Source organism: Thiomonas sp. SCN 64-16, assembly GCF_001725585.1.
In the GTDB taxonomy this organism is placed as follows: domain Bacteria; phylum Pseudomonadota; class Gammaproteobacteria; order Burkholderiales; family Burkholderiaceae_C; genus Thiomonas; species Thiomonas arsenitoxydans.
On record NZ_MEGQ01000093.1, the window covers coordinates 1 to 5,673 of the forward strand.

The window sequence follows — 5,673 nt, forward strand, 5'->3', positions numbered from 1 at the left end:
GGCGGACGTGCCGCAAGCGGCGTGTGATCCGCCTTGTTGTAGTGTGGGCAAGTGGTCTTTTTGGCGCAGCTCGCGTAGAGCGAGAGCGAATGTTCCTGCAACTCGAAGCCGTGCTCCGTGGCGATTTTTTTCTGCCGCCGCTCGATCTCAGGATCGAAAAACTCCACCACCCGACCGCAGTCCAGGCACACCAGATGGTCGTGGTGCGTGCCTTCGTTGATCTCGAACACCGACTTGCCCGACTCGAAGTTACTGCGCAGCAAAATGCCGGCCTGCTCGAACTGGGTCAGCACGCGGTACACCGTGGCCAGACCGATGTCTTGCTGCTCGTCGAGCAGCACGCGGTACACATCTTCCGCAGTCATGTGGCGCTGCGTGCCCTTTTGAAAAATCTCCAGAATGCGCAGGCGCGGCTGAGTGACTTTCAGACCGGTATTGCGCAAACCTTGTGCATTGCTCTGAGCCATGGGGGAGAGGGCCGTATTCAGTAGAATGCGCCGATGTTAAACGACCCCGGCCGCGTTGACCACGCGAGAGTCCCGATGCGGTTTTACTCTGTTTTTCGTTTCTCTGAACACGCTTTTGCTCAGGCGTCCCCCCGGGCGGATTTGCGGCGAGGGCTTGCCACTGCGGCGCTGTGCTGCCTGACCTTGCTGGGCGGTTGCAGCACCACAACCACCCAGCACGATCTCACGTCGATATTCAAGCCCTACCGCGCCGATGTGATCCAGGGAAATTTCGTCTCGCGTGAAATGGCCGAGGAGCTCAAGCCCGGCATGACCAAGGAACAGGTGCAAGCCATCATGGGGACGCCCCTGCTCAAGACGGTCTTCAATCAGAACCGGTGGGAATATGTGTTCAGCCTGCGTCAGGGCTATCACGCCCCCATCGTGCGCCGCTACACCGTGTATTTCGACAAGGACGGCAAGATGGTGCGCGCCGACGGCGATCCGTTGCCTTCCGAGCAGGAGTTCGTCGCGCAGATCAACACCCTGCGCGATGGCGGCAGCAAACCCAAGTTGCTGACCGAGGCGCAGCTGCAGGCCGAAATCGCCGCTGCGGACAAGAAGTTTGCGCAAACCAAGCGGCCGCCTGCCGCAGCCTCGCAGCCCGGCAATCTGACGGTTTACGCACCGCCGGCCGAGATTGCCGAGTTGCAAAAGGCTGCGCCGCCCGCTGCGGCTTCCTCTTCCGCTGGCAATCCTTGACCTCTTTTGAGAGGCTTTCGCGCATGAGCACATCGCCTGCAGAAACGCATCGCATCGCCATCGCCGGCGCCAGCGGCCGCATGGGCCGCACGCTCGTCGAGGCCGTCCTGGCCGCGCCGGATTGCAGCATCGGCGCCGCGCTCGACATGCCGGGCAGCCCGGCGCTCGGGCAGGACGCCGGGGCGTTTGCCGGGGTGCACACCGGCGTGGCCATCCGCTCCGATCTGTACGCCGCGCTGCAGCACGTCCGCTATTTCATCGACTTCACCCGGCCTGAAGGCACCATGGCGCATCTGGCCGCGTGCGAGGCGGCGGGGGTGGCCATGGTCATCGGCACCACGGGCTTCGACGAGGCGCAGCTCGCGCGCATCCGCATTGCATCGCAGCGCATCGCCATTGTCATGGCGCCCAATATGAGCATCGGCGTGAACGTGGTGTTCAAGCTGCTGGAGCAGGCAGCGCGCGCGCTGGCGCAGGGTTATGACATCGAGATCATCGAAGCCCATCATCGCCACAAGGTGGACGCGCCTTCGGGCACCGCGCTGAAAATGGGCGAGGTCGTCGCGGGTGCGCTCGGGCGCGACCTCAAGCAATGCGCCGTCTATGGCCGCGAAGGCGTCACCGGCGAACGCGACCCGTCCACCATCGGCTTCGCCACCGTGCGCGGCGGCGACATCGTGGGCGACCATACCGTGCTGTTCGCGGGCACGGGCGAGCGCATCGAAATCACCCACAAGTCGAGCAGCCGCGCCACCTACGCCCAGGGCAGCCTGCGCGCCGTGCGCTTTCTCGCCGCCCAATCCCACGGCCTGTTCGACATGCAGGACGTGCTGGGCTTGAACTGAGTCACCCATGGGAGGGCTCGCACAGTTCTGGCAGCAGGGTGACGCGCTCAGCCATCTGGTCGCGCTCGTGCTGCTGGCGATGTCGGTGGCGAGCTGGTTTGTCATTTTGTGGAAAGCGGCCCTGCTCTGGCGGGCCACGCGTCGCGTGCCCGCGGGTATTGCGGCGTATTGGGGCGCCGCGTCGCCCTTGCAGGCCGCAGCGGCAACGCAGAGCGCAGACCCCGACGGCCTGTCCAGCCTGATGGCCGAGACCGCCTCCAGGCTGGCGCGACCCGATACCGCGCATCGCTGGCAGTCGCATGAAGACCGCGTCACCCGCGAATTGCGCGAGGCTTTGCAGGCGGCGCAGCGGCGTCTGCAGGCGGGCCATGTGCTGCTGGCCAGTGTGGGCAGCACTGCCCCATTCGTCGGCCTGTTCGGCACGGTCTGGGGCATCTATCACGCCCTCACGGCAATTGCAGCGAGCGGGCAGATCAGTGTGGACAAAGTGGCTGGGCCGGTGGGCGAAACCCTCATCATGACCGCCGCGGGCCTGGCCGTGGCCATTCCCGCCGTGCTGGCCTATAACGCGCTGAGCAAGCGGGCGCGCCGGGTGCAGGGTGCGCTCGAAGGGTTTGCGCATGATCTGCAGCGCCTGCTGGCGGCCGGCCCCGTTCTTTGAATTGCGCGCGCCATGAGCTTCGGCAGTTTTGATCAGGGCGAGGAAGGCGAAGCGATGAGCGACATCAATATGACGCCGCTGATCGACGTCATGCTGGTGCTGCTGGTGATTTTCATCATCACCGCACCGCTGCTCACCGGCAGTCTCAAGCTCGATCTGCCCAAGGTCGATGCCCCCGCCGCGCAACAAGCGCCAACGGTGCTGAATGTCGGGCTGCGCAAGGATGGGCAACTTTATCTGGCCGACCAAACCATCACCCTGGCGCAGCTCACGGCGCGCTTTACCACCGCCGCACAACAGTCGCCCAAGACCGAGGTGCACATCAGCGCCGACGCCGCCGTGCCCTACGGCGATGTCGCCCGGGTCATGGGCGCCGCGCAAAATGCGGGCCTGAGCCGCATCGGCCTCATCACCCAGCCGCCTGCGGGACACAGGCCCGGCGCGGCCTCGGCGCCCTAGCAGACCTTACTTGAACTTGTAGTAAGTCTGGTTGAGGTAGGCGGCGATGTCTTTCACCTCTTCCGGAAACAGGTCGTGGTTGAGCTGGGTGACGCACATCTGGGTGAACGCCATCAGTTGCTGCGGGTTGTGCACCTTGCGGTCGGCGCGGGTGTACATCGCCGAGGACGAGCCCATCATCCGCTGGGCATGACAGGCGGCGCATTTGAGATTGTCGTAATACTTCTGGCCCTGCGCGACATTGGCGCCGACGAACTGCGGCGGAACCGCCTCCGCAGCCTGCGCCAGTGGCCACGCCGCACCCAGCACAGCAAGCAGGCCGCAGGTGGCGAGGGCTCGCCGCATTTGTCGCATCGGTCGAATCATCGTTGTCTCCCTTGTTATTTGTTGAGACTTTAGTGTGCGGGTTGCGGCCGGGCTTGTCTACAGCAGCCCTGCTGCGTACAGGGGAAACGTCGGCTCTCAAGGAAACGCAGGGCCGCCCCAAGTTTCCCTGCCCACCTCGCGGCTTGCAAGCCGCTCGGATTCGTCTCCGTGCCTCATCCCCCTCGGGGGGCCTGACGCGAACGCGGCAGGTCTGGGGGCGCTCTCAAGAGTGTCGGCGCAGGAGTCGCTTCAAGACCGTGCCGGGCGGGTGAACTGGAACAGCGAAGTCTGCACGTCGGCCTCCATGTCCGGCTCCCACACGACATAGGTATCGCGCCCGAGGGCCTTGGCGCGATACATCGCCACATCGGCCAGGCGCAGCAACTCCTCCAGCGTTTGCGCATGGGACGGGTACAGCGCCACGCCGATGCTGCCCGAGGCGCGGAACTCTCGCCCGGACAGGGCGTAGGGCGCGCGCAGCCGCTCCAGCGCATGCCGGGCCAGGTCTTCAGCCAGGCGCGGCGAGGGCAGATTGGGCAGCACGACGGCGAACTCATCGCCGCCCAGGCGGGCGCAGACCGCGTCCGGCCCGAAGGCTTCGCGCAGCCGCGCCGAAGTGGCCTGGATCAGCGCGTCGCCTGCGGCGTGGCCGAACTGATCGTTGATGCGCTTGAGGCCGTCGAGATCGAGCCACAGCACGGCGGCAAATGCCTGGCTGTCCTGCGTGCGGTCGAGTTGGCGCTGACCGCTGTCGAACAGGCCGTTGCGGTTGAGCAGGCCGGTGAGCGGGTCCTTGAGCAGCAGATCCTGCAAGCGCGTGGCGCGTTCGCGCAATTGCGCCACGCGCACCGACAGGCCATAGGTCAGCACCAGAGCGAGAAACACCAAAACCCACTGCAGCGCGTCGGAAGTGAGAAAAGTCTCTGGAAGCCAGCCCAGAGTGCGTCCGATGTTGGCAAAGCCGACGATCAGCAGGGGAAACAGGCTGAGCAGCAGGATGATGGCCGGCATGAACCGCTGCTGCCAGCGCACCGCCGCGGCCCACGCAATCAGCACCAGCGAGGCCGCCGCGATCAGCTGGGCGGGAACCAGCAGCCACTCGCTATTGGGCAGCAACACCGCCACCGCGAGGGTGATGGCCAGCCATTGCACGATCTGCAGCGACAGATCGGTACGCGGCGCGTGGCGCGGCAACAGCAGATAGGCGCGGATGAAATACAGCCCTCCGGCGCACATCAACGGCAATCCGCCCACCAGGCCGATGCTGTTCCAGACGAGGGTGTCTGGCCAGAGCTGGTGCTGCCCTACGCCCGAAATGGCGAGCATGTAGAACAAAGTGGCCGATTGCCACAGGATGTAGGCGAAATAGGCCCGGTCATGCGTACTCAGAAACAGGAAGGCGTTGTAGATCAGCAGCGCCGCCACCATGCCGTAGAACAGGCCCTGCAGCAGCGCGTCGTCCACCGCGTATTGGCGGAACGCCCCCGCGTTCCACAGGTGAAATTCCGGTGTGAGCGCGCCGTACTGCGCCACGCGAAGCAGCAGCGTGCTGGGTCCTTCGGGCGGCTGGAAGGCGTAGGCGGTGTAACGCGAATGCAAGGCGTCGAGCTGGCCGATGCCCGCGGGGCGCTCACCACTGGCCTGCGCCAGATCGGCCGGCAACAGATAAGCCTGCGCCTCACGCCAGACCGGGCGACCCAATTGCAGCACCAGCTGCTCGGGCGACTGCGCGCTGCGAAACAGATGCACCCGCAACCAGAGGGCGTCTTCGCTGATGCCCAGATTGCCGCCGTTGACCGCCTGGAACCGCGCATCGGGCAAGGCGGCCACGGCGCTGGGCTCCAGCCGCTTGCCGTTTTCGCGGTAAACCTGCAGCGAATTTTGCAGATTCTGGTGCCGGAGATCCTGCGGCACCAGAACCACCAGCGGGCTCGCATTAGCGCCGGAGGGGGCAGCCGCCCAGGCGGGCGCTGACATGGGCGCCGACATCATCAGCACCAGCAGCATGACGGCCTGCAGCAGGATCAGCGCACGCATCCACTCGCGTCGAAGGGGGTGCAATGACAGGCGAGGCATGGCGGGGCATGGGCGAACTGGCCGGGCGGTCGGAAAAAGGGAAAACCAGTGTAGGGAG

7 protein-coding genes are annotated in these 5,673 nt (G+C 65.4%); 4 read left to right on the forward strand and 3 right to left on the reverse strand.

The window, feature by feature from the left end:
- The coding region (gene fur / locus ABT24_RS15555) for a ferric iron uptake transcriptional regulator (protein ID WP_286738279.1) at positions 1 to 467 on the reverse strand (467 nt) is incomplete at its 3' end.
- A gap of 141 nt (positions 468 to 608) precedes the next feature.
- Here fur and ABT24_RS15560 point away from each other — a divergent pair.
- Genes ABT24_RS15560 through ABT24_RS15575 form a run of 4 tightly spaced genes read left to right on the forward strand, consistent with a single transcriptional unit; the run spans position 609 to position 3,173 of the window.
- Complete coding sequence (locus ABT24_RS15560) at positions 609 to 1,208, forward strand: outer membrane protein assembly factor BamE (RefSeq protein WP_276729414.1); 600 nt, start codon at positions 609 to 611, stop codon at positions 1,206 to 1,208.
- 23 nt (positions 1,209 to 1,231) lie between these two features.
- Positions 1,232 to 2,053, forward strand: coding sequence for a 4-hydroxy-tetrahydrodipicolinate reductase (gene dapB, locus ABT24_RS15565; protein WP_276729411.1), 822 nt, complete (start codon positions 1,232 to 1,234; stop codon positions 2,051 to 2,053).
- 7 nt (positions 2,054 to 2,060) lie between these two features.
- A complete protein-coding gene (locus tag ABT24_RS15570) occupies positions 2,061 to 2,714 on the forward strand; it encodes a MotA/TolQ/ExbB proton channel family protein (protein WP_276729409.1) in 654 nt (217 codons plus the stop codon).
- Positions 2,715 to 2,726: 12 nt separating this feature from the next.
- Positions 2,727 to 3,173 carry an ExbD/TolR family protein gene (locus ABT24_RS15575; RefSeq protein ID WP_276729407.1) on the forward strand — a complete coding sequence of 149 codons (447 nt, stop codon included), beginning with the start codon at positions 2,727 to 2,729 and terminating at the stop codon, positions 3,171 to 3,173.
- Positions 3,174 to 3,179: 6 nt separating this feature from the next.
- Here ABT24_RS15575 and ABT24_RS15580 read toward each other — a convergent pair whose 3' ends face one another.
- Both ABT24_RS15580 and ABT24_RS15585 read right to left on the reverse strand, forming a co-directional pair.
- Entirely contained in the window at positions 3,180 to 3,539 is a 360-nt protein-coding gene (locus tag ABT24_RS15580) for a c-type cytochrome (RefSeq protein WP_013104196.1), read from the reverse strand.
- Positions 3,540 to 3,788: 249 nt separating this feature from the next.
- A complete protein-coding gene (locus ABT24_RS15585; protein WP_286738284.1) occupies positions 3,789 to 5,576 on the reverse strand; it encodes a diguanylate cyclase in 1,788 nt (595 codons plus the stop codon).
- Positions 5,577 to 5,673: the final 97 nt, after the last annotated feature.